The following is a 2,045-nucleotide window of genomic DNA, read 5'->3' as shown; positions in this document are numbered from 1 at the left end:
TTCAAATCTGGATTAAAGGGCCTTACGGCACTGAGTCCACCTTCCCAATGAGCTACTTTGCGAAGCCATCTGCGAGCGATTCTGGCAAAACTGAGCAGGGATCGGATGTGAAACAGTAAGTTGCAGACTAAGTGGTGGCTTTTTTATGGGCTTGGGGGGACGCAAAAAAATTGATAGAGCACATAGCTCATCGTATCTGGAATGACCCTGTCCCATTGTGATCCTGAGGTATCTAGTTGCTCGACACTGACGCCGGATCCCCCGGTTCCAGAGTAATACCCTATGTAAAACTGCTTATAGCTCTCGTAGCCGGTTTTGCAAAAATACGATATATCTTGAATTACTGACTGCGTTAGGGCGCCATTGGGCGCGGTCAATGCTTCGTTGTAGCTAATAAGCTGCCAAGTGCTGACCTCACTGGCTGCACTATCCCTGACAGTCTTGGTGTCTTCGTAGTAATAGGCATTGCCGACGTTGTCATTGGAGATAAAAACCCACTTTGCCCACAACGGATTAAGTGGATTTATTAAAAAAACCGTTAAGCAAATAAATACTGATTTTTTGAGAATTACTGGCTTTTATATAATCGAGTTAGAAATAATGAATTTATTAGCAAATAGTGCATTTTAAAGCCCAAAAGTAGCGTTCAGCTGATAGAATTGCCTAAATCTTTATTAATGATAATGCGCGCTAAGGAGTGCTAAGTATGGCTGAAGTAAATCAACTAGGTTGTTTATTCGTTGGCGAGGGCGTGGTTCTCAAAGGAAATTTTGAGGTTCCCGATATTGCTTCCATTTCTGGAGTAGTAGAAGGTGAATTGACTGCCAAGCAAATCCTCATCGAGGCAACTGGTGTCGTGCATGGAAAACTCTCCGGAGAGTCTATTGATATCCGTGGCGAAGCGAATGAGTTTGTATCCTCAACACGTAGCCTAATTATTCGCTCCACTGGAAAAGTAACTGGATCTATTCATTACTCCGAAATTGAAATTGAAAAAGGCGGCCATTTACATGGCGACCTACATAATCTCAATCCACATTCCTAATTTTTTTGAGCTAAATCACGATGTCTATTTTTTCTAAAAACTCAACACCCGATAACAGTGAAGACAAAATTGCTGATGAGCAAGTTGAGAATTATTCTGATGCTTCTGCAGTTGAAGAGTCAGTAGCGGTTTCAACATCAGCCTATGAGGCCGTGCGCAATGAGTCCTCAAGTCGCCCTGGTATTTCTAAGCCGTCCATTATTAGCGAAGGTTTTACTTTTGAGGGTACGATTACTTCAGATGGTATCTTGAATATTGCGGGCACTGTGCGTGGAAAAATTACTGCAAAGTCAGTGTTGATCGATGCTAGCGGTCAGGTTGATGGGGAATTAAATTCTGATCAACTGGTAATTAAAGGGCAGTTGAAAGGCGAAGTTAATTGCGAAGATCTGAATGTTGGACCTCTCGCGCATGTTGATGGAACGATTAGTTACAAATACATTCATATTCAGCGCGGTGGCAAGGTGTCTGGAAAGTTCATCAAGTGCTAGTAATGTGACATGGCCTTTAAACAAAGTCATGCAATCAGACTGCTGGATCCATCAAGGGAAACTTTTGGATCCATCATCGGCCCCGATTTAGAAATTTTCGGAAAGATTGTTGCCACCAAGAGTTTGCGGATTGACGGTACCATTATTGGCGATGTTGAGACGAAGTATGGCGCTGATGTTTGTATTGCGCTTGGTAAAACGGGTTTAGTACAGGGCAATATATTTGGTGTACGCGTGTTGGTTGCAGGGCGCGTGGAGGGCAATGTGCATGCCTCAGAGCGTGTTGAGTTGCATAGTGGCGCTGACGTGCATGGCGATATCGTATATGCCCAAATTGGAATTGAGCATGGTGCTAGATTGAGTGGCAAGCTTTCTAAGATTGCTGATGCCAATCTTTTACCCAATGTTGGTTTAGACAATACTTAAATTTTAAATAGCGTAAAAAATGAATATGCAAAATCATGAAGCTATTAAGATACTGGTGACCAACCAAAAAGGTGGGGTAGGTA

At 42.8% G+C, this 2,045-nt stretch carries 4 protein-coding genes; 3 read left to right on the top strand and 1 reads right to left on the bottom strand.

Annotated elements, in window-relative coordinates; genetic code table 11:
• Positions 1-143: 143 nt before the first annotated feature.
• A complete protein-coding gene (locus tag B7X71_RS15810) occupies positions 144-509 on the bottom strand; it encodes a surface-adhesin E family protein (RefSeq protein ID WP_293601436.1) in 366 nt (121 codons plus the stop codon).
• Between the two features lie 197 nt (positions 510-706).
• On the opposite strand from B7X71_RS15810, the gene B7X71_RS15805 reads away from it, so the two are divergent.
• Genes B7X71_RS15805 through B7X71_RS15795 form a run of 3 tightly spaced genes read left to right on the top strand, consistent with a single transcriptional unit; the run spans position 707 to position 1,962 of the window.
• Positions 707-1,045 carry a polymer-forming cytoskeletal protein gene (locus tag B7X71_RS15805; RefSeq protein ID WP_215302848.1) on the top strand — a complete coding sequence of 113 codons (339 nt, stop codon included), beginning with the start codon at positions 707-709 and terminating at the stop codon, positions 1,043-1,045.
• A 20-nt stretch (positions 1,046-1,065) separates the two neighbouring features.
• Positions 1,066-1,536 (top strand): polymer-forming cytoskeletal protein, encoded by a 471-nt coding sequence (locus B7X71_RS15800; protein WP_293601435.1) that lies wholly within the window; start codon positions 1,066-1,068, stop codon positions 1,534-1,536.
• 9 nt (positions 1,537-1,545) lie between these two features.
• A complete protein-coding gene (locus tag B7X71_RS15795) occupies positions 1,546-1,962 on the top strand; it encodes a polymer-forming cytoskeletal protein (protein ID WP_215302852.1) in 417 nt (138 codons plus the stop codon).
• Positions 1,963-2,045: the final 83 nt, after the last annotated feature.

The organism is Polynucleobacter sp. 39-46-10, assembly GCF_002282275.1.
This window is presented reverse-complemented; position numbering and strand designations above follow the sequence as displayed.